Source organism: Pseudomonas cistanchae, from assembly GCF_054483635.1.
In genome coordinates this window covers 236,391-256,385 of the sequence record NZ_JBTLWN010000003.1, presented here as the reverse complement: position 1 = coordinate 256,385, position 19,995 = coordinate 236,391, and the positions used below count along the sequence as shown (strand labels likewise).

Below are 19,995 nucleotides of genomic sequence, written 5' to 3'. Positions count from 1 at the left end.
GACCTGGCCATGCCCTGCAGCCGGCTGCGTAATCAACTGGCGGGTAGTCTGGGCAGATAGCTGTCCAGGGTGCCGTAGAGCTTCGCGCTGTCCAGCGGTTTGCCGAGAAAGCCGTCCATTCCCGCAGCAATGCCCTGTTGCCGGTGTTCATCGAGGATGTGCGCAGTCAACGCGACGATGGGCACCGCCGCAAGGTTGCGCTGCCGTTCGATCCGGCGAATCTGCCGAGTGGCTTCGAAGCCATCCATCTCTGGCATTTCGCAATCCATCAGAATCAGCTGAATGGCGGCCGGATCACGCTGGTACTCATTGACCGCCGCCAGGCCGTTGGTTACCACCTTTACGACGTAGCCCCGGCGTTTCAGGAAGCCCTGCACGACCAGCTGGTTCACCGGGTTGTCTTCTGCCACCAGAATGCATGGCGCATCGGCGCTGCTGCGCGGCGGCTCGCTTGCCGGTGGGTGCGGCACGTTCTGCGGCTCCTGATAAAGCTCGTTCAGCGCCGCGCGCAGCGCGGTGACCGCCAATGGCTGGGCGAGACTGATTAGGCGCAGGCCGCCACTCGAAGGCAGTTGGCGGCATTGCTCGGGCGAGCACAGCAACAATACCCGCTGGCCTGGCAGCAGCTGCGGTCGAAGGGTATCGAGCCAGTGCTGGATGCTGCCAGGCCATGGCGCCATCAAAACCAGCAGCGGTGGGGTGGCGAAATCGGCGAGGTGTTCGTGCAGGTGCTCCGGGCTCAGGCAGCGCTCGGTGCGCATGCCCCAGCGGCCGAGCAGGCGGCTCAAGGCATCCAGGCCGAAGCCGTCCAGCGAACTCAGCAGCGCGGTGCGGCCATGGAGCAACTGGCCCAGCGGATCAGGCTCGCTCGCCTCGGCGGGCAGCGCGATGTCGAAGGCGAAGCGTGCGCCCTGGCCCGGCGTGCTGTGCACCTCGATACGTCCGCCCATCATTTCCACCAGTTCCTTGCTAATGGCCAGGCCCAGGCCACTGCCGCCGTAGCGCCGGGTAGTGCTGGAGTCGACCTGGGCAAAGGATTCGAACAGTTGAGTCTGGCCCTGATCGTTGATGCCGATACCGCTGTCGCTGACCGCAAATACCAGGCGCCAGTTACCTTGCACATCCTCGCGCCGGCTTACATTGACCGCCACATGGCCTTCGGCGGTGAACTTGAGCGCGTTGCTCAGCAGGTTCATCAGCACCTGCTTGAGGCGGGTCGGGTCGCCGCTGATGCGCCTCGGCACACCGGCGTCCAGAGCCACATAGAGGCGCAGGCGCTTATCCAGGGCCTGGCCGGTGAACAGGCTGAGGGTGTCGGAAATCAGCTCTTCCAGATCGAACTCGATATGTTCCAGGTTGAGCTTGCCGGACTCGATGCGGGCGTAGTCGAGGATGTCGTTGATCACAGCCATCAGTGAGCTGCCCGAGCTGGAAATGGTATCGACATAAAAGCGCTGGCTCCTGTCCAGTGGGGTTTCTTTGAGTAATTGCAGCATGCCCAGCACACCATTCAAGGGCGTGCGGATTTCGTGGCTCATCTTCGCCAGGAAGCGGCTTTTCGCCTGATTTTCGATCTCTGCCTGTTCGGCGGCGCGGCGCGACTGGAAGCCTTCTTCCTTGAGCAGGTTGATGCGGTCCGCAAGGCCGATGGACAGGGTGATCAGCTCGATGGTTACGCCCACCTTGACCACCGCGGCGCCGTACAGGCCGAACAGCTCGATCCCCAGGGAACCCGAGGTCGCGATGATGAACGAGGCCAGCAAAATGCCCCAGGCCAGGATGTAGTACGAGCCATAGCGCAAGCCCTTGCGCCATACGTAGGCGCCGCTCAGCAGCAGGGCGAACGACACCGCGAGAACGGTCAAGCTGGCGAGAATGTTCCAGGCTTGCAGGCCGATCAGCGGTACCGAAATCAGGCAGGCGACCACCAATAGCATCTGCAGGCGCAGCAGTTGATCGAGGCGCGGGAAGTAATGACGGGTGTGCAGGAAGTGCCGGCTGAACTGGGTAGCCGTGACGCAGTGGATGAACATCAGGATGTAGATGCTCACCGACTGCAGGCCGGTGTGCTCTGGCAGCAGTTTGAACAGCATGCCGTCGAAGCTGGCGGCAAACAGGCCGATATTGAGGTTGTAGACCAGGTACCAGAAGTAGGCTGATTCGCGCAGCGAACAGAACAGGAACAGGTTGTAGCAGAACATCGCGAACAGCACGCCGTAGAAAGCACCATTCACGCCCATGAGATTTTCCTGGGCGGCTGCGCTGGCGTGGTGGGTGCTGAAGAACAGCGGCAGGAAAATCGTGCTGGTGCTTTCGACCCGAATCAGCAGCGTACTTTCGCCTTCGCGCAAGCTGACCGGGAACCAGAAGTTGCGCACCTGGACCGGACGCTGGGAGAACGCGTAGCGGTCACCGCTTTCCTGCTCGCGCCATACGCCGGGTGCCGACTCTAAGTAGAGGGTCACCTGATCGAGCAGTGGATAGTTGACCTCAAGGTAACCGGCAAGATCATGGTCGAGGCTGTTGCGCAGGCGCACCTTGAACCACCACACCGATTCGTTCTTGCCGAGGTTGGCGTGGTCGCCGTGTACCGGGAAAAACCGGTTGTCCGGTAACGCTGCGACCTGCTCCAGCGTCATGCTGCCGTCGGCGTCCTGCAGATAACCCATCGATGCGCCGAGGCTAATGCGCAGATCATCGCGATCCAGGGTTGCAGGTGTCAGCGCCCAGGCCGGGCTGCACAGCCAGAGCAGTAGCACCGCCAGACACAAACGCGGCATCCGCGAACTCCATCTTCGGTATCAGGCGGCTAAATCGCGCGGTGGCGCGACCCCTTAGATGCAAGCAGGGGCATGGCAAATGGCGCCACGCCCCCGTGCATTCAGCTTAGCCACTTTGCCCGGATGCGCTTGCCCCTTCAAGACTCCTGATCGCGATTGCCGACCAGGCTTTCCACGGTTGGCACGCGGGTATCGCTTTCCATCTGCGCGTCGTGTTCCAGCTGATGGCTGAAGCGCTCCAGCGAGCCATGCGCGGCGGGTTGTGCGTCGCTGGCAAACACCGGCGGGCTAAGCAGGTAGGCGCCGAGCAATCGGCTCAACGCCGCAAGGCTATCGATGTGCGTGCGCTCATAACCGTGAGTCGCGTCGCAGCCGAACGCGAGCAGGGCGATGCGGATGTCGTGGCCGGCGGTAATCGCCGACTGTGCGTCGCTGTGGTAATAGCGAAACAGGTCGCGGCGCACTGGTATGTCGTGCTCGCCGGCCAGGCGTAGCAATTGGCGGGACAGGTGGTAGTCGTAAGGGCCGCCGGAATCCTGCATCGCCACGCTGACCGCGTGTTCGCTGGATTGCTGGCCAGGTGCGACAGGAGCGATATCGATGCCGACGAACTCGCTAACATCCCAGGGCAGGGCAGCCGCGGCGCCCGAGCCGGTTTCCTCGGTGATGGTGAACAGCGGGTGGCAGTCGATTTCCGGTTCGATACCGCTTTCCACGATGGCCTTGAGCGACGCCAGCAACGCTGCGACGCCTGCCTTGTCATCCAGATGGCGGGCACTGATATGGCCGCTCTCGGTGAATTCCGGCAGCGGATCGAAGGCGACGAAATCGCCGACCGAAACACCGAGGGATTCGCAATCGGCGCGGGTGGCGCTGTAGGCATCAAGGCGCAGCTCGACATGGTCCCAGCTGATCGGCATCTGATCGACAGCCGTATTGAACGCATGCCCGGAGGCCATCAGTGGCAATACGCTGCCGCGTATCACCCCGGTGTCGGTGAACACGCTGACGCGACTGCCTTCGGCAAACCGGCTCGACCAGCAGCCAACTGGCGAAAGGCCTAGGCGGCCGTTGTCCTGCACTACGCGGACGATCGCGCCAATGGTATCCAGGTGCGCCGAGACCGCGCGGTCCGGGCTGCTTTGCTTGCCCTTCAAGGTGGCGCGAATGGTGCCGCGACGTGTCATCTCGAAGGGGATGCCAATTTCCTCAAGCCGTTCGGCGACATAGCGCACGATGGTGTCGGTAAAACCGGTGGGGCTGGGGATGGCGAGCATTTCCAGCAGCACTTTCTGCAGGTATGCGAGATCGGGTTCAGGAAGTTGCGACATGGAATCTCCTACTTGCCGTTAGGGGTGGCATGGCCAGCCAGGGGCGCTTGAGTGCCTTAACCTGGCCGCCTCGCCATCGTCGGGAGCGATTAGCTGTTGACCATCTGGCTCAACGGAAACAACAGATCGATAAAGCGCTCGGCGGTCGGCTGGGGTTCGTGATTGGCCAGGCCGGCGCGTTCGTTGGCTTCGATGAATACGTAGTCGGGTTGGTCCGCAGCCGGCACCAGCAAGTCGAGACCAACCACCGGAATGTCCAGCGCACGGGCTGCTTTTACAGCCGCTTCGGCCAGCGTCGGGTGGAGGATTTCGGTCACGTCTTCAAGGCAGCCGCCGGTGTGCAGGTTGGCAGTCTTGCGCACCGCCAGGCGTTGTCCGGCCGGCAGGATGCTTTCGTAATCGACACCAGCCGCGTGCAGCGTGCGCAGGGTTTCCGCGTCTTTTGGGATGCGGCTTTCGCCACCAGTGGCGGCCTGGCGACGACGGCTTTGCGCGTCGATCAGTTCGCCGATGCTATGCCGGCCATCGCCGACGACCTCGGCGGGGCGACGAATCGCCGCTGCGACCACCTCGAAGCCGATCACCAGAATGCGCAGGTCCAGGCCCTGGTGGAAGCTCTCGAGCAATACCCGGTTGTCGAACGGTTGTGCGCGTTCGATGGCGGCCTGGATTTCCGCCGGGCTGCGTAGATCCACGGACACGCCTTGGCCCTGTTCGCCGTCCACCGGCTTGACCACGACACTGCCATGCTCCGCGAGAAACGCAGCGTTTTCCTCGGCACTGCCGGCCAGGCGCTGCGCAGGCAAACTCAGGCCAGCGCGGGCCAGGGTGCGGTTGGTCAAGCGCTTGTCCTGGCACAGGGTCATGCTGACGGCGCTGGTCAGGTCGGACAGCGATTCGCGGCAGCGAATCCGCCGGCCGCCATGGCTCAGGGTAAACAGCCCAGCTTCGGCGTCGTCCACCTGAACCTCGATGCCGCGGCGGCGCGCTTCATCGACGATGATCCGGGCGTAGGGGTTGAGGTCTGCTTCCGGGCCAGGCCCAAGAAACAGGGTTTCGTTGATGCCGTTCTTGCGCTTGACGATAAAAGCCTGCAGCTCGCGAAAACCCAGTTTGGCGTAGAGGCCTTTGGCCTGACGGTTATCGTGCAGCACCGACAGGTCGAGGTAGCTCAGGCCGCGGCTCATGAAGTGCTCGACTAGATGGCGCACCAGCACCTCGCCAACCCCCGGCCGCGTGCAGCGCGGATCGACCGCCAGGCACCAGAGGCTGCTGCCGTTCTCCGGGTCCTGAAAGGCCTTCCGATGATTCAGGCCCATGACGCTGCCGATCACCATGCCGCTGTCTTCATCTTCCGCCAGCCAGTAGACCGGGCCGCCCTGTTGCAGCGGGGTGAGCTTGTCCGGGTCGATCGGCAGCATGCCGCGCATCTGGTATAGGCAATTGATCGCCTGCCAGTCCTCGGCGTTCTGCGCACGGCGGATGCGGTAGCCGCGAAACACGCACTGCGCCGGTCGGTAATCGCTGAACCACAGGCGCAAGGTATCGGATGGATCGAGAAACAGTTGCTGCGGTGCCTGAGCCAAGACCAGCTGTGGCGCGGCGACATAGAGCGCGATGTCGCGCTCGCCCGGCTGTTCGGCCAGCAGTTCCAGCGCCAGCTCGCTCGCGTCGGGGAAGGTATGCCCAAGCAGCAAACGCCCCCATCCGCAGTGCACCGCTTGGGGCGCGCCCAGCTCCGCGCCGCCTTCTCCCGCCAGGCGCGCCTGCAAGCGCTCGTAAGAGGGCGCCTGACCGCGGAGCAGGCGTTGATTCAAGGCAGTGGATCGCATGTTAAGAGTTCCCTTTGCAGCTCGAGGCGCCCGGCTGTAACCAGGTCGTGGATTATCTAGATGACCTTCGGGGCGCATCGGAGTTACAGCTTTTTTCGTGGTTGAGGGGCACCGTCCATCCATTACAGGCCCTGCTCGCTCAGCCACAGATTGAGGGCAGCCAGCTGCCACAGTTTCGACCCGCGTAGAGGCGTCAGCTGACCATGGGGATTGGCCAGCAGACGTTCGAGCATCTGCGGGTTGAACAGGCCACGGTCCTGACTGGGGTCGATCAGTAGATCACGGACCCAGCCCAGGGTCGCGCCTTCCAGGTGCTTGAGGCCGGGCACCGGGAAATAGCCTTTCTTGCGGTCGATGACCTCGCTCGGGATGACCTTGCGCGCCGCTTCCTTGAGCACGTACTTGCCGCCTTCGGGCAATTTGAACTGGCCGGGAATGCGCGCCGACAGTTCGGCCAAGCGGTAGTCGAGGAACGGCGTGCGGGCTTCCAGGCCCCAGGCCATGGTCATGTTGTCGACGCGTTTGACCGGGTCGTCGACCAGCATCACCGTGCTGTCCAGGCGCAATGCCTTGTCCACCGCCGCGTTGGCGCCAGGCTGGGCAAAATGCTCGCGCACAAAGTCGCCTGCCGCGTCGCCTGTCAGCCACTGCGGCTGCACGCAGGCGGCGTACTCGTCGTAGTCGCGATCAAAGAAGGCCTGGCGGTACGCGGCAAAGGCGTCCTCTGCGCCATCGACCAGCGGGTACCAGTGGTAGCCGGCAAACAGCTCGTCGGCGCCCTGGCCGCTCTGTACCACCTTGCAGTGCTTGGCCACTTCCCGCGACAGCAGGTAGAAGGCGATGCAGTCGTGGCTGACCATCGGCTCGCTCATGGCGCGAAAGGCCGCTGGCAACTGGTCGAGAATTTCGTGTTCGCCGATGCGCAGTTGGTGGTGCTGGGTGTTGAAACGCTCGGCGATCAGGTCCGAGTACTGGAATTCGTCGCCGCGTTCCCCGCCCGCATCCTGAAAGCCGATGGAAAAGGTCGACAGGTTTTCCACCCCGGCTTCACGCAACAGACCGACCAGCATGCTCGAATCGACGCCGCCTGAGAGCAGCACGCCGACGTCAACCGCGGCGCGCTGACGGATCGCCACGGCCTCGCGCATGCTGTCGAGTACCCGGTCGCGCCAGTCGTCGAAGCTGTAGTGGGCTTCATCGCCCTGGGGGCCGAAGGGCAGTGTCCACCAGGTTTGCTGTTCGCAACGACCCTTGGCGTCGATGCGCATCCAGCTCGCCGGTGGCAACTTTTCAACGCCCGCCAGAATAGTGCGCGGTGCTGGCACCACGGCATGGAAATTCAGGTAGTGATTGAGGGCGATCGGGTCGAGGGTCTTGCCGATGTCGCCGCCTTTCAACAGCGCCGGCAGGCTCGAGGCGAAGCGCAGGCGCTCCGGCGTGCGCGACAGGTACAACGGCTTGATACCGAGACGGTCGCGGGCGATGAACAGCTCCTGGCTGTCGCGCTCCCACACGGCAAAGGCAAACATGCCGTTGAGCTTAGGCAGCATGTCCTTGCCCCACGCGTGGTAGCCCTTGAGCAGCACTTCGGTGTCGCCTTCGGAGAAAAAGCGATAACCCAAGGCCTGCAATTCCGCACGCAGCTCCGGATAGTTATAGATGGCGCCGTTAAACACCATCGACAGGCCCAGATCGCTGTCGATCATCGGCTGACCCGACGCTTCAGCCAGGTCCATGATCTTCAGGCGGCGGTGGCCCAGGGCAACCGGTCCCTGGCTGTGGAAGCCATGGGCGTCGGGTCCGCGCGCCGCGAGATGGTGAGTAATTCGTTCGACTGCGGCCAGGTCGGCCGGTCGTTGATCAAAGCGTAGTTCTCCAGCTATTCCGCACATAAGTCCTTACCGGTGTTGCCGTTGGGGAAGTGGGCTCAGCTGCGCTGAACCTTTTACACCAAAACAAAATAATGCTTTCATGTCAAAGTTTTGTTCTGTCATTGGTTGACGTTATGGGCGATAAAATAGTTCCAGCTGAAATTGATTTGGCCTCGACAAACGCCTTCGAGATGCCGCTGTTCCAGGCTTTGCGGCGCTTGCAGCAAGCGGGCGAGGTGCACGCCAAGCGCCTCAGCCGCTTCGGCGGCCTGACGCCGATGCAGCTGATGATTCTGCAGGTGCTGGCCGGCGAGGCGCGCATCACGGCCAGCGCCCTGAGCGGGCGAGTCAGCCTTACCGCCGCGACGCTGTCGGGCATGCTCGACCGGCTCGAGGAGCTGGGGCTGATGCAACGTCAGCGTGACGATCAGGATCGGCGCCGTCAGTGGCTGCTGCTCAGTGATGCCGGGCGCGACCTGATGAAGCAGGCGCCGACCTTGCTGCCACCGGAATTTCGTCAGCGCTTCGCTGCCCTCAGCGATTGGGAGCGTCACGGCCTGACCGCCGCCTTGCTGCGTGCGGCGGAGCTTTGTGGGGAAATGGATTGAGCTTATAGCCTTGCAGGTAAGGCGGATGTGTCGAAGGCTTGTCCGCCATTTGGGCATCCAATGGTGGACAAGCCTTCGGCATGTCCACCCTACGAAAGCGATTCGTAGCGCGGATTTCATCCGGACTACAGACGGTGCCGTCAGCGGCTGCCGCGAATCAGCTGGCGCAACGCAAAGCGGTTGGGGTGGCAGGCGTCGGCCACCTCGCGCGGCAGCGGCAGTGGCTCGTCGTTCAACCAGGCGGCGATCAGTTCACCGGACAAGGGCGCGGTAATCAGCCCGCGCGAGCCGTGGCCGCTGTTGATATACAGCCCTTCAAGCCAGGGGCAGTCGGTGGAGGGCACCTGGCGGGCGTCCTTGCCGAGCACCGCGTAGGCGTCGAGAAAGGCCTGCCGGTCGGCCAGCGGGCCAACGATCGGCAGGTAATCCGGGCTGGTGCAGCGAAAGGCCGCGCGGCCTGCAAGCTGGCTGGGGTCAAGTGCCGCGCCGCCAAGCCGCTCGGCCAGATCGCTGGAAATTGCACTGAGCAGCCCGAGGTTGTCCGCATGATCGGCCGCAGATGGCGTCAGGTCGTCGCTGTTGAAATCGAAACTGGCCCCAAGCGTGTGCTCGCCCAAGCGCGCCGGTGCGACATAGCCCTCCGCGCACACCACCGTGCGTAGACCAGCGCTAGCCGGGGTCGCCGCCAGGCGGGTGATCTGCCCGCGGATGCGCTTGAGCGGCAACTCGCTGCTATGGGGGAACTGCTTGATATCGGCTGCCCCCGCGAGTATCACCACGGGCGCGCTGGCCAATAGCAGCTCGCCGTTGTAGGCCTGCCAGCCGTGTTCGCCGCGCCGCAACTGCAAGGCGTCCTGATGCACGCGCACCTCGATGTTGGGGTGCTGGCTCAGCCACTGGCACAGCGCCGGCGGATGGACCCAGCCGGCCTGGGGATAGAACAGTCCGCCGGCCGGCAGGCTGACGCCGGCCAGCGCTTCGGCGGCCTGCTCATCGACGCGCGCTAGCAAATCATCGGGAAATGCTTCGGCCAGCTGCGCCTGACGCTGGGCTTCCTTGTCATCGAAGGCCAGTTGCAGCACGCCGCAAGCATCCCAGTCCTGACCGCGTTGCAAGTGTTCAAGCAGGCGGCGGGTGTGACCAAAGCCACCGACAATCAAGCGTGACAGGGCGGTGCCGTGGGCAGAGAGCTTGAGATAGAGCACGCCCTGGGGATTGCCGGAGGCCTCCTGGGCAACCCCGTGATGGCGTTCCAGCACGGTCACCCGCCAGCCGCGAGCCGCCAGGCTGGCGGCGGTGGCGCAGCCAGCAAGGCCGGCGCCGATCACCAGCGCGTGGCGCTCGCCAGGCGGCTGCAGCGGGCGGGCAAACCAGGGTTTTGCCGGCGAGCTGGCGGTGCCGAGAAACTGGCCCTTGAGCACGTGCCATTTTTTCCCCAGGCCCGGTACCCGCTTGACCTTGAAGCCCGCTTGCTTGAGCGCGCGACGTACCTCGCCGGCGCTGGTGAAGGTCCCGAGGCTGGTGCCCGGGCCGCTCAGCCGCGCCAGTTCGGCGAATAGTTCGGGCGTCCACATCTCGGGGTTTTTCGCCGGAGCGAAGCCGTCGAGAAACCAGGCGTCGATGCGGGCGTCGAGCTGCGGCAGCAACTCCAGCACGTCTCCGATCAGCAGCGTCAGCACGATGCGGCCATTGTCGAACAGCAGGCGCTGGAAGCCTGGGTGCACGGCGACATACTGCTGCAACAACGCCTGCGCATAGGGCGCCAGCTCAGGCCAGAGTGCCAGCGCACGCTGCAGGTCGGCATGGCTGAGAGGGTATTTCTCGACGCTGACGAAATGCAGCCGTGCACCCTGTGGCGCCTGCTGATCAAACAGCTGCCAGGCGCAGAGAAAATTCAGCCCGCTGCCAAAGCCGGTCTCGCCGATCACCAGGTGCTCGCCAGCGCCGAGTTGGGCGAAACGCGAGGGTAGGTCGTTGTTGGCGAGAAACACGTAACGGGTTTCCTCCAGGCCGTCCTCGTTGGAGAAGTACACGTCACCGAACCGCCGTGAAATCGGCTGCCCCTGGGCGTCCCAGTCGAGCGCTGCGGTGGAGGCGTTGGATGTGGAAGAAGGCGAGGCGGGCATTGGCGGCACCAGATCAGGCAGGCGCGCATTCTAGCCCATCGTGCTTGCCGTATCGGGCAGCGATTGAACATCGCACCCGTACCGGGAGTCAGCTGATCCGCTAGGCTGAAATCATCATTCAGGGAGCCGCTTATGTTCGAATCCGCCGAGATTGGCCACACCATCGACAAGGCCATATACGATGCCAGCCTGCCAGCGCTGCGCGAGGCGCTGCTGGAGGCGCAGTACGAGCTGAAGCAGCTCGGCAGCTTTCCGGTGATCATTCTGCTCAACGGCATCGAGGGCGCGGGCAAGGGCGAAACTGTCAAGCTGCTCAACGAATGGATGGACCCGCGGTTGATCCAGGTCAGCACCTTCGATCAGCAGACCGACGAGGAACTGGCACGTCCGCCCGCCTGGCGCTATTGGCGACAATTGCCGGCCAAGGGGTACATCGGGATTTTCTTCGGCAACTGGTACAGCCAGATGCTCCAGGGCCGGGTGCACAACGAGTTCAAGGATGCCGTACTCGACCAGGCCATCGATGCCGCGCTGGGCCTCGAACGGATGCTGTATGACGAAGGCGCGTTGATCTTCAAGTTCTGGTTCCACCTGTCCAAGAAGCAGATGAAGGCCCGCCTGAAAAGCCTGCAGGACGATCCCTTGCACAGCTGGCGCATCAGCCCGCTGGACTGGCAGCAGTCGAAAACCTACGACAAGTTCGTGCGGGTCGGCGAGCGGGTGCTGCGTCGCACCAGTCGCGATTACGCGCCCTGGTATGTGGTGGAAGGGCTGGACGAACACTACCGCAGCCTCACGGTCGGACGGATTCTGCTGGATGGCCTGCAGGCGGCGCTGAAAAGCAGAGCCGCCCCCAGCACCCACCCGCATGCCGCGCCGCTGATCTCCAGCCTGGACAACCGTAGCCTGCTCGACAGCCTGGACATGACCCAGGCGCTGGCGAAGGACGACTACAACAAACAGCTGTCGACCGAGCAGGCACGCCTTTCCGGCCTGATGCGTGACAAGCGCATGCGCAAGCACGCACTGGTCGCTGTGTTTGAGGGCAACGATGCCGCGGGCAAAGGTGGCGCCATCCGCCGGGTGGCGGCGGCGCTCGACCCGCGCCAGTACCGCATCGTGCCGGTTGCGGCGCCCACCGAGGAGGAGCGCGCGCAACCTTATCTCTGGCGGTTCTGGCGGCACATTCCGGCGCGTGGCAGGTTTACCGTGTTCGACCGTTCCTGGTACGGGCGCGTGCTGGTCGAGCGGGTCGAAGGGTTTTGCAGCACGGCCGACTGGCTGCGCGCCTATGGCGAAATCAACGATTTCGAGCAGCAACTGACCCACGCCGGCGTGGTGCTGGTGAAGTTCTGGCTGGCAATCGATCAGGAGGAACAGCTGAAACGCTTCGAGGAGCGCAAGGAAGTGCCGTTCAAGCGCTTCAAGATCACCGAGGACGATTGGCGCAACCGCGAGAAGTGGCCGCTGTACCGCGACGCGGTTGGCGACATGGTCGACCGCACCAGCACCGAGATCGCGCCCTGGACGTTGGTCGAGGCCAACGACAAGCGCTTTGCCCGAGTCAAGGTGCTGCGCACCCTCAACGATGCCTTGGAAGCGGCTTTTGCCAAGGATTGAGGCCTGGCTGGCGAGGCTCATTCTTTCGAACTAGTCGAGGTAAACATGGCCGCGCATTTAACTGGTGAATGGTCGTCGCGGTCAGAGATTGTTCGGATTTATTCTCGGCTCAGTTATTACGCCCAACTAACTATTACACCCAATTATGAGGTGCAGCATGCGTGAAGTGGTGATCGTTGACAGCGTGCGGACTGGCCTGGCGAAGTCCTTTCGCGGCAAGTTCAATCTGACCCGCCCGGACGACATGGCGGCCCATTGCGTCAATGCGCTGCTGGCGCGCAGCGGTATCGATCCGGCGCTGGTTGACGACTGCATCGTTGGCGCCGGCTCCAACGAAGGCGCGCAGGGCATGAACATCGGCCGCAACGTCGCGGTGTTGTCCGGCCTGGGGACCCAGGTCGCGGGCATGACGCTCAACCGTTTCTGCTCGTCCGGTTTGCAGGCGATCGCCATCGCCGCCAATCAGGTTGCGTCCGGTTGCAGCGATGTCATAGTCGCAGGCGGCGTCGAGTCGATCACCATGACGCTCAAGAGCATGAACACCGACAATCTGTTCAACCCGCTGCTGCAGCGTGACGTTCCGGGCATCTATTACCCCATGGGGCAGACCGCCGAAGTAGTCGCGCGGCGCTACAACGTCAGCCGTGAAGCCCAGGATGCCTACGCCCTGCAAAGCCAGCAGCGCACCGCGCAGGCGCAGGCGGCAGGGCTGTTCGACGATGAGATCGTGCCGATGCAGGTGCGTTACCAGGTCGAGGACAAGGCCACCGGCGAAAAGAAAATTCTCGACGGCGTGGTCGAGGCGGACGATTGCAACCGGCCGGACACCACGCTTGAAAGCCTGGCCGCGCTCAAGCCGGCATTTGCAGAGGATGGCTCGGTAACGGCTGGCAACGCCTCGCAGCTGTCCGACGGTGCATCCATGACTCTGGTCATGAGCCTGGAAAAAGCCATCGAACTCGGCCTGAAGCCCCTGGCGTTCTTCCGCGGTTTCGTGGCTGCTGGCTGCGAGCCTGACGAGATGGGGATCGGCCCGGTTTTCTCGGTGCCCAAGCTGCTGAAGGCCAAGGGCCTGAAAGTGTCCGATATCGACCTGTGGGAGCTCAACGAGGCGTTCGCGTCCCAGTGCCTGTATGCCCGCGACCGTCTGGAAATCGACAATGCCAAGTACAACGTCAACGGCGGCTCGATTTCCATCGGCCATCCGTTCGGCATGACCGGTTCGCGCCAGGTCGGCCATCTGGTGCGTGAGCTGCAGCGCCGCAACCTGCGCTACGGCATCGTCACCATGTGCGTGGGCGGCGGTATGGGCGCCACCGGCCTGTTCGAGGCGGTGCGCTAGGTCCGTCTCAAGCGAATTGCGCCAATAACAAACCGCGCCTGAGCGAATCAGGCGCGGTTTTTTCTTGGCTGGTTTTCGGTGCTTAGAAGGCTCGGCTTTCGATGATCTCGCTGGCCTGAATCATCCGGCGGATGTAGAAGGCGATTTCCCGCTCGGCATCGACGCGGGTGAAATAGGGGCCTTCGAGCGTCCCTTCGCGGGTGGAGAAAAAATACTGGCCGTTGACTGCACTGACGCGCTCGCTGCGGTAGTACGTGCCAGGGCCGGGATCGACGGTGCGTTTTCCGAACATGGCGAGTCCTCCTGCTTCGGGCCAATGATCTGAGTCTAATCCGCCATCGCCAAAACGCATTGCTTAACGACCGATGGTCGTTTCTGGCCGTTAGAAATCCGCCTGGTTCGGCGAGTTTGGTTGTTTCGGCTTCAGCTGTCAGCCGTTTCGACGGGCGTCAGCGCCCGACGCTTCAAGTGCTGCGTCTGGCTTCACGGTATTCACCCGGCGTTTGTCCGGTCCAGGCCTTGAAGCTGCGGTGAAAGGAGCGCGGTTCGGTAAAGCCGAGGTAGCTGGCGATATCCTGAATCGCCAGTTCGCTGCGCAACAGGCAGTGCTCGGCCAGCTCCTGGCGCAATTCGTCGAGGATCTGCTGGTAGCTGGTGCCGGCCTGTTGCAGATGACGCTGCAGGGTGCGTACGGTCATGTTGAATTTCTCCGCCACCCGTTCCTTGCGTGGCAGTCCGTCCTTGAGCAGCAGACGCAGCGCATTCTTGACCCGCAGCGGCAGCGATTCGTCGCCATCCAGCCCGGCCATCAGCGTCAGCGCATGGTCTTCCAGGGTGCGCAGCAGGTTGGCGTCGGCCTGCCGCAGCGGCACGGCGAGGTATTCAAGCGGCACGATCAAGGCATTGCAGGCCTGCTCGAAACGGACCGGGCAGCCGAACACCTCGGTGTATTCCTCCACGTCCACGCCTGCCGGCAGGGCATGCTCGAACCAAACTTCCTGCGGCGAGCGGTCCATGTCGGCGATCCAGCGGGCGTACAGCAGCCAGGAGGCCAGCACGTTTTCCACCATGTGCCGGCGAATGTCGGCGCTTTCATGGCGGCAGCTCCAGCTCAGCTTGACATGCTCGGCCGCCACGTCGATGCGGCTCACGCCCATGTCGCCGACCAGCTTCTCGTAGGGAACGATGCGGCTCATGGCCTCGCCCAGAGTCGCGCAGTTCATGGTGATGTAGCCCAGCACACTCCATGAACCCGGCTGCACGAAGCGCGCGCAATGCAGGCCGAACAGCGGATCGGCGGACACCTCGAGCAGATGCGCGAGCAGGCGTTCGTGGGTTTCGCCGGGGATGCGCCGGCTGTTGTCGGCCAGATCGGCCGCGTCAAGACCGGCGGCGCGCAATGCCTGGTCGACCTCCAGGCCCAGGCGTTCGGCATGGCGCAGGTATTTGAGCAGGGCGGGGACCGAGGTATAGCCGAGGTTGTGCATAGCGCTTCTTGACGTGAGTGGCTTGATTGGCGACAGCGCCTGTCCCGATTCGACAGTGACGCCCAGGGGCGGCCAGCTAGTATAGGCAGCCTATAAGCACGACTGAAATCGGGAGAAACAGATGCGACGGTGGAATGGCTGGGGCGACGAAGCAACCGTGGTGGAATTGCCCGCCCATGGCGAGGCGTTTCTTGCCGGGCTGGTCGGCCCTGGGCAGACGCTGGCCGACGCCAGTCTGGCCGAGGTGGTGGCCAAGGTGCCGGTCTCGCGGCTGCAGGCCCATCCGCTGATCTGTCTGAACGCCGAGGACCGCGTGCGCCACGCCCGCGGCCAGAGCCTTCCAGACTGGCTGGCGATGCGCTCCGGCGATTTCGGCGTGTTTCCCGATGGCGTTGCCTACCCGGAGAGCGCCGAACAGATCCGCACCTTGCTGGCCTGGGCCAGGCAGCAGGACGTAACGCTGATTGCCTATGGCGGCGGCACCTCGGTGGCCGGGCATATCAACCCTCAGGCTGGCAGCCGCGCGGTACTGACGCTGTCGCTGGAACGCATGGGCAAGCTGATCGATATTGACCACGACAGCCTGATCGCCACCTTCGGTCCGGGGGCGAGCGGGCCGCAGGTGGAAAGCCAGTTGCGCGCACAGGGCTATACCCTTGGCCACTTCCCCCAGTCCTGGGAACTGTCGACGCTGGGTGGCTGGGTCGCCAGCCGTTCCAGCGGTCAGCAGTCGTTGCGCTATGGGCGTATCGAGCAGCTGTTCGCCGGCGGCAAGGTCGAGACCTTTGCCGGCACGCTGGATATTCCGAGCTTTCCGGCATCGGCCGCCGGTCCCGACCTGCGTGAAATCATCATGGGCTCGGAAGGGCGCTTCGGCATCATTTCCGAGGTCAAGGTGCGCATCAGTCGCCTGCCCGAGCAGGAAAATTTCTACGCAGTATTCCTGCCTGACTGGCAGCAGGCGCTTGCCGCGATCCGTAGCCTGGCCCAGGCGCGGGTGCCGCTGTCGATGCTGCGGCTGTCCAACGCCATTGAGACCACAACCCAGCTGGCCCTGGCCGGCCATCCGCAGCAGATCGCCTGGCTGGAGAGGTACCTGGCGTTGCGCGGTGCTCGCGATGGCAAGTGCATGCTGACCTTCGGCGTCACCGGCAGCCGCACCCAGAACGCCGCTTCGCTGAAGCAGGCGAAGCAGCTGCTGAAAAGCTTTGGCGGCGTGTTCAGCGGCACCTTGCTGGGCAAAAAATGGGCAGAGAACCGCTTTCGTTTTCCCTACCTGCGCCACGGTTTGTGGGCCGCTGGTTATGCGGTGGATACCCTGGAAACCGCCACCGACTGGAACAATGTCGACAGCCTGCTGAACAAGGTCGAGACCAGCCTGCGCAATGGCCTGAGTGAGGAGGGCGAGCAGGTGCATGTGTTTACTCACCTGTCCCACGTCTACAACGAAGGCTCGAGTATTTACACCACCTACGTATTCCGCCCCGGCAGTGATTACGCCACGGCCATGGCGCGCTGGCAGAAGCTCAAGCACGCCGCCAGCCAGACCATCGTCGGCCATGGCGGAACCATCAGTCATCAACATGGCGTCGGTCGCGACCACGCGCCCTACCTGGCAGTGGAGAAGGGCGAGCTCGGCGTGGCGGCGTTGAAAGCCTTGTCCGTCCACTTCGACCCGGAGCAACGCCTGGCACCCGGCGTGCTGATTCAGGACTGATGATGACTGCGTGGAACGCCGCCTGGCGCGAACAGGCACTGCCTGAACTGGCAACGCGCGATTGGGACCTGATCGTGGTCGGCGGCGGCATTACCGGCGCCGGCATCTTGCGCGAGGCGGCGCGGCGCGGCTGGAAATGCTTGCTGCTGGAGCAGCGCGATTTCGCTTGGGGCACCTCCAGTCGCTCGTCGAAAATGGTCCATGGCGGGCTGCGCTATATCGCCAAGGGCCAGTTCGCCCTGAGCCGCGATTCGGTGCGCGAGCGCCAGCGTCTGCTGCAGGAAGCACCTGGTCTGGTCGATCCGCTGAGCTTCGTGATGGCCCATTACCAGGGCGGCTTTCCCGGACCCAAGGTGTTTGGCGGTCTGCTCGCGCTGTACGACGCCCTGGCCGGCAAGCGCAACCACTTGTATTACCCGTTGCAGAAGTTGCGCTACCTGACGCCGGGCCTCAACGATGACGGCCTGCTGGGTGGCACGCGCTTTTACGATGCCGTCACCGATGACGCGCGCCTAGTCATGCGTGTGCTCGACGAAGCGCGCGCGGACGGCGGCGAAGCGGTGAACGGCATCAAGGTCGTGGAGCTGTTGCGCGACGGCGGGCGGGTCGTCGGCATTGTGGCCGAGGACCGCGAAACCGGCGAGTGTCTGACCCTGCGCAGTCGGGCGGTGGCACAGGCCACGGGCGCCTGGGCTGACGAGCTGCGGCAGAAAACCGGCCTGGAGCATATCCGCCCGCTGCGCGGCAGCCACCTGCTGTTGCCGGCCTGGCGGTTGCCGGTGGTCCATGCCTTGAGCTTCATGCACGGCGCCGATAAGCGCCCGGTGTTCATTTTCCCCTGGGAAGGCGCGACCGTCGTCGGTACTACCGATCTCGACCATCCGCAGCCACTGGCGCAGGAAGCCCGCATCAGCACTGCCGAACTGGATTACCTGCTGGCCGCCTGCGCTCAGCAGTTTCCCGCTGCCGGCATTACCGCACGCGATGTGCTCTCGACCTGGGCCGGCGTACGCCCGGTGGTCAGCGACGGCGTGATGGAACGCAAGCCCTCCGACGAGAAGCGCGAGCATGCGCTGTGGGTCGAGCCCGGCTGCGTCACCCTGGCGGGCGGCAAGTTGACCACCTTTCGTTTGCTGGCGTTGGAGGTGCTGCGCGCCTGCGCGCCCATGGTTGGACGCTCCGTGGATGATCACGGCGCTGCGACCTTTGCAGCGCTACCCAGCCAGCCGATGGCCGTTCTAAGCCCCGCCCAGCAGAAACGCTTGATCGGTCGTTATGGGCGGGCGTTGCCGCCATTATTGACGCTGATCGAAGAACTGGGCGTCGGGCAGGTGGCCGGCACAGGCACGCTCTGGGCCGAACTCGGCTGGGCTGCGGGGCATGAGCTGGTGCTGCACCTCGATGACCTGCTGCTGCGGCGCACGCGCCTGGGCCTGCTGCTGGCCAACGGCGCAGAGGCCGAACTGCCGCGTATCCGCATGCTGTGCCAGGCCCGGCTGGGTTGGGGTGATGCCCGTTGGCAGCAGGAACAACAGGATTACCTGGCGTTGTGGCGACGCTATTACAGCCTGCCGTAGGGTGCGCTATGTGAACCGGGACACGGACGGTGCGCCATGGTTATCAAGACAACATGGTTATCAAGACAAAAGGACGGTGCGCAGGGCGCACCCTACGGAAATTGCACAGCTCTGAGGATGATGTCTTGAGCGAGAAAAGTTACTTGCTGGCCATCGACAATGGCACCCAGAGCGTCCGCGCGCTGCTGTTCGACCTTCAGGGCAATCTGCTGGGCAAGGGCAAGGTGGAGCTTGAAGCCTATTATTCCAGGCAACCCGGCTGGGCCGAGCAGGACCCGGATTATTACTGGGCCAGCCTGGGCGAAGCCTGCAAGCGGCTATGGGCGCAGGTGGATATCGACCGCAGCCTGATCAAGGGCGTGTCGCTGACCACCCAGCGCGGCACGCTGATCAATGTCGATGCGACCGGCACGCCGCTGCGGCCGGCTATTCTCTGGCTGGACCAGCGCCGGGCTGCGGTTGCCGGCCGGATCAAGGGTCCGTGGGGCTGGCTGTTCAAGCTGGTGGGCGCGGAAGAAACCGTCGACCACTTCCGTGCCCAGGCCGAGGTCAACTGGCTGGCGCAGCACCAACCGGACATCTGGGCAAAGACGGACAAGCTGCTGCTGCTGTCCGGCTTTCTCAGCCACCGCCTGTGTGGCCGCTTCGTCGACTCGGTGGGCTGCTGCGTCGCCTACCTGCCGTTCGACTACAAGCGCCTGCGCTGGGCTGCGCCAGGCGACTGGAAGTGGCAGGCGATGCCAGTGCGCCGCGATCAGTTGCCCGAGCTGTACAAGCCGGGCGAGCAACTCGGCACCATCACCGCAGCTGCCAGCGTGCACACCGGCATCCCCGAGGGCGTGCCGCTGATTGCCGCGGGCGCCGACAAAGCCTGCGAAGTGCTTGGCTCCGGTGTGGTCGAGGCGCAGACCGCCTGCCTGTCCTACGGCACTACCGCAACCATAAACACCACGCGGCGGCGCTACCTGGAAACCATTCCGCTGATTCCGCCTTACCCGGCGGCAATTCCCGATCATTTCAATACCGAGGTAATGATCTACCGAGGGTTCTGGATGGTCAGCTGGTTCAAGCAGGAGTTCGGCCTGCGCGAGATGCAGCGGGCCAAGGAACTGGGCGTCGAGCCCGAAGCGCTGTTCGACGAACTGGTCGACAGCGTGCCGCCCGGGTCCATGGGCCTGACCCTGCAACCTTACTGGTCACCGGGCATTCGCGAGCCGGGCCTGGAGGCCAAGGGCTCGATCATCGGCTTTGGCGATGTGCACACCCGCGCGCACATCTACCGAGCGATTCTTGAAGGCTTGGCCTACGCCCTGCGCCAGGGCAAGGAGAAGATCGAAAAGCGTTCGGGTACGCGCATCAGCCGGTTGCGCGTATCCGGCGGCGGTTCGCAGAGCGATGCAGCAATGCAGCTGACTGCCGACATTTTCGGCCTGCCAGCGGAGCGTCCGCACGTGTATGAAACCTCGGGCCTTGGCGCAGCCATCGATTGTGCCGTCGGGCTTGGCCTGCACCCCGATTTCCCTACGGCCATCGCCGCCATGACCCGGGTCGGCCGGGTCTTCGAGCCCAACCCCGCTGCCCAGCGCACCTATGAGCAGCTGTACCGCGAGGTTTACCTGCGCATGTACAAACAGCTCAAGCCGCTGTATCAGAAGATCCGCCAGATTACCGGCTACCCTGCGTAGCCGATAGACGGCCATCCGC

13 protein-coding genes are annotated in these 19,995 nt (G+C 63.8%); 6 read left to right on the top strand and 7 right to left on the bottom strand.

Annotation, left to right across the window (positions count from 1 at the left end; translation table 11 throughout):
* Positions 1-32: 32 nt before the first annotated feature.
* From ACX0MV_RS11225 to ACX0MV_RS11210, 4 genes are all read right to left on the bottom strand, one after another.
* Complete coding sequence (locus ACX0MV_RS11225) at positions 33-2,780, bottom strand: hybrid sensor histidine kinase/response regulator (protein WP_458982589.1); 2,748 nt, start codon at positions 2,778-2,780, stop codon at positions 33-35.
* Positions 2,781-2,917: 137 nt separating this feature from the next.
* Entirely contained in the window at positions 2,918-4,111 is a 1,194-nt protein-coding gene (locus ACX0MV_RS11220) for an osmoprotectant NAGGN system M42 family peptidase (protein WP_458982588.1), read from the bottom strand.
* Between the two features lie 89 nt (positions 4,112-4,200).
* Complete coding sequence (ngg, locus tag ACX0MV_RS11215) at positions 4,201-5,943, bottom strand: N-acetylglutaminylglutamine synthetase (RefSeq protein WP_458982587.1); 1,743 nt, start codon at positions 5,941-5,943, stop codon at positions 4,201-4,203.
* Between the two features lie 122 nt (positions 5,944-6,065).
* A complete protein-coding gene (locus ACX0MV_RS11210) occupies positions 6,066-7,835 on the bottom strand; it encodes an N-acetylglutaminylglutamine amidotransferase (protein ID WP_458982586.1) in 1,770 nt (589 codons plus the stop codon).
* A gap of 113 nt (positions 7,836-7,948) precedes the next feature.
* Here ACX0MV_RS11210 and ACX0MV_RS11205 point away from each other — a divergent pair, with 113 nt between their 5' ends.
* Positions 7,949-8,422, top strand: a complete 474-nt coding sequence (locus tag ACX0MV_RS11205) for a MarR family winged helix-turn-helix transcriptional regulator (protein ID WP_458982585.1) — start codon at positions 7,949-7,951, stop codon at positions 8,420-8,422.
* 140 nt (positions 8,423-8,562) lie between these two features.
* Here the strand turns inward: ACX0MV_RS11205 and mnmC are convergent, their stop codons facing one another.
* Positions 8,563-10,548 carry a bifunctional tRNA (5-methylaminomethyl-2-thiouridine)(34)-methyltransferase MnmC2/FAD-dependent 5-carboxymethylaminomethyl-2-thiouridine(34) oxidoreductase MnmC1 gene (mnmC, locus tag ACX0MV_RS11200; RefSeq protein ID WP_458982584.1) on the bottom strand — a complete coding sequence of 662 codons (1,986 nt, stop codon included), beginning with the start codon at positions 10,546-10,548 and terminating at the stop codon, positions 8,563-8,565.
* Between the two features lie 132 nt (positions 10,549-10,680).
* Here mnmC and pap point away from each other — a divergent pair, with 132 nt between their 5' ends.
* Together pap and ACX0MV_RS11190 are read left to right on the top strand one after the other, a co-directional pair.
* Complete coding sequence (gene pap, locus ACX0MV_RS11195) at positions 10,681-12,168, top strand: polyphosphate:AMP phosphotransferase (protein ID WP_458982583.1); 1,488 nt, start codon at positions 10,681-10,683, stop codon at positions 12,166-12,168.
* A 157-nt stretch (positions 12,169-12,325) separates the two neighbouring features.
* Positions 12,326-13,510 (top strand): thiolase family protein, encoded by a 1,185-nt coding sequence (locus tag ACX0MV_RS11190; RefSeq protein ID WP_458982582.1) that lies wholly within the window; start codon positions 12,326-12,328, stop codon positions 13,508-13,510.
* A gap of 82 nt (positions 13,511-13,592) precedes the next feature.
* On the opposite strand, the gene ACX0MV_RS11185 is transcribed toward ACX0MV_RS11190, so the two are convergent.
* Positions 13,593-13,802, bottom strand: a complete 210-nt coding sequence (locus tag ACX0MV_RS11185) for a DUF6316 family protein (protein WP_458982581.1) — start codon at positions 13,800-13,802, stop codon at positions 13,593-13,595.
* 172 nt (positions 13,803-13,974) lie between these two features.
* Complete coding sequence (gene gliR / locus ACX0MV_RS11180) at positions 13,975-14,997, bottom strand: AraC family transcriptional regulator GliR (protein WP_458982580.1); 1,023 nt, start codon at positions 14,995-14,997, stop codon at positions 13,975-13,977.
* Between the two features lie 121 nt (positions 14,998-15,118).
* On the opposite strand from gliR, the gene ACX0MV_RS11175 reads away from it, so the two are divergent.
* The 3 genes from ACX0MV_RS11175 to ACX0MV_RS11165 all read left to right on the top strand — a co-directional run bounded on the left by ACX0MV_RS11175 (position 15,119) and on the right by ACX0MV_RS11165 (position 19,976).
* A complete protein-coding gene (locus ACX0MV_RS11175) occupies positions 15,119-16,714 on the top strand; it encodes an FAD-binding oxidoreductase (RefSeq protein WP_458982579.1) in 1,596 nt (531 codons plus the stop codon).
* A 2-nt stretch (positions 16,715-16,716) separates the two neighbouring features.
* Entirely contained in the window at positions 16,717-18,291 is a 1,575-nt protein-coding gene (locus tag ACX0MV_RS11170; protein ID WP_458982578.1) for a glycerol-3-phosphate dehydrogenase/oxidase, read from the top strand.
* Positions 18,292-18,416: 125 nt separating this feature from the next.
* Positions 18,417-19,976 carry an FGGY-family carbohydrate kinase gene (locus ACX0MV_RS11165; protein ID WP_458982577.1) on the top strand — a complete coding sequence of 520 codons (1,560 nt, stop codon included), beginning with the start codon at positions 18,417-18,419 and terminating at the stop codon, positions 19,974-19,976.
* Positions 19,977-19,995: the final 19 nt, after the last annotated feature.

Bases quoted from the DNA above. Each gene is read 5' to 3' on its own strand.
- ACX0MV_RS11185 (WP_458982581.1), bottom strand. From the start codon at position 13,802: ATGTTCGGAAAACGCACCGTCGATCCCGGCCCTGGCACGTACTACCGC.
- ACX0MV_RS11225 (WP_458982589.1), bottom strand. From the start codon at position 2,780: ATGCCGCGTTTGTGTCTGGCGGTGCTACTGCTCTGGCTGTGCAGCCCG.
- ACX0MV_RS11190 (WP_458982582.1), top strand. From the start codon at position 12,326: ATGCGTGAAGTGGTGATCGTTGACAGCGTGCGGACTGGCCTGGCGAAG.
- ACX0MV_RS11170 (WP_458982578.1), top strand. From the start codon at position 16,717: ATGACTGCGTGGAACGCCGCCTGGCGCGAACAGGCACTGCCTGAACTG.
- mnmC (WP_458982584.1), bottom strand. From the start codon at position 10,548: ATGCCCGCCTCGCCTTCTTCCACATCCAACGCCTCCACCGCAGCGCTC.
- gliR (WP_458982580.1), bottom strand. From the start codon at position 14,997: ATGCACAACCTCGGCTATACCTCGGTCCCCGCCCTGCTCAAATACCTG.
- ACX0MV_RS11175 (WP_458982579.1), top strand. From the start codon at position 15,119: ATGCGACGGTGGAATGGCTGGGGCGACGAAGCAACCGTGGTGGAATTG.
- ngg (WP_458982587.1), bottom strand. From the start codon at position 5,943: ATGCGATCCACTGCCTTGAATCAACGCCTGCTCCGCGGTCAGGCGCCC.
- ACX0MV_RS11205 (WP_458982585.1), top strand. From the start codon at position 7,949: ATGGGCGATAAAATAGTTCCAGCTGAAATTGATTTGGCCTCGACAAAC.
- ACX0MV_RS11210 (WP_458982586.1), bottom strand. From the start codon at position 7,835: ATGTGCGGAATAGCTGGAGAACTACGCTTTGATCAACGACCGGCCGAC.
- pap (WP_458982583.1), top strand. From the start codon at position 10,681: ATGTTCGAATCCGCCGAGATTGGCCACACCATCGACAAGGCCATATAC.
- ACX0MV_RS11220 (WP_458982588.1), bottom strand. From the start codon at position 4,111: ATGTCGCAACTTCCTGAACCCGATCTCGCATACCTGCAGAAAGTGCTG.